Below are 484 nucleotides of genomic sequence, written 5' to 3' on the forward strand. Positions count from 1 at the left end.
TGTGATCGTACAACCGCCTTGAGCTATGATGCAGGCCTGTGCCACCCCGATATCCCTTGAATCCGAGATAAATGTTCACCATGGAAAACCAGATCGACGTCCCGCGCCTTCCTCGCAAACGCCGCAGCCTTGCGCAAGAGTTGGTGACGGTATTGTCCGAGCAGATCCGCGATGGCTTGCTCAAGCGAGGCGATAAATTGCCCACCGAGTCTGCGATCATGGCGGCCCATGGCGTCAGCCGCACGGTGGTGCGTGAAGCGATTTCCCGGCTGCAGGCGGCAGGGCAGGTCGAGACCCGGCACGGCATCGGTACTTTCGTGCTGGACACGCCAAGCCCCAGCGGCTTTCGCATCGACCCGGCCACCGTGGTGACGTTGCGCGATGTGCTGGCGATTCTGGAGCTGCGCATCAGCCTTGAAGTCGAGTCGGCCGGGCTGGCCGCGCAACGGCGCAGCGCCGAACAACTGGCGGGCATGCGGGCGGC

Annotated in this window: 1 protein-coding gene; it reads left to right on the forward strand. The window is 63.4% G+C overall.

The window, feature by feature from the left end; genetic code table 11:
- Window positions 1–80 precede the first annotated feature (80 nt).
- Window positions 81–484, forward strand: a 404-nt coding sequence (locus AWM69_RS22730; protein ID WP_218728612.1) for a FadR/GntR family transcriptional regulator, incomplete at its 3' end; no start/stop codon positions are given.

Source organism: Pseudomonas sp. D1HM (genome assembly GCF_019266105.1).
GTDB classification, from domain to species: Bacteria; Pseudomonadota; Gammaproteobacteria; order Pseudomonadales; family Pseudomonadaceae; genus Aquipseudomonas; species Aquipseudomonas taetrolens.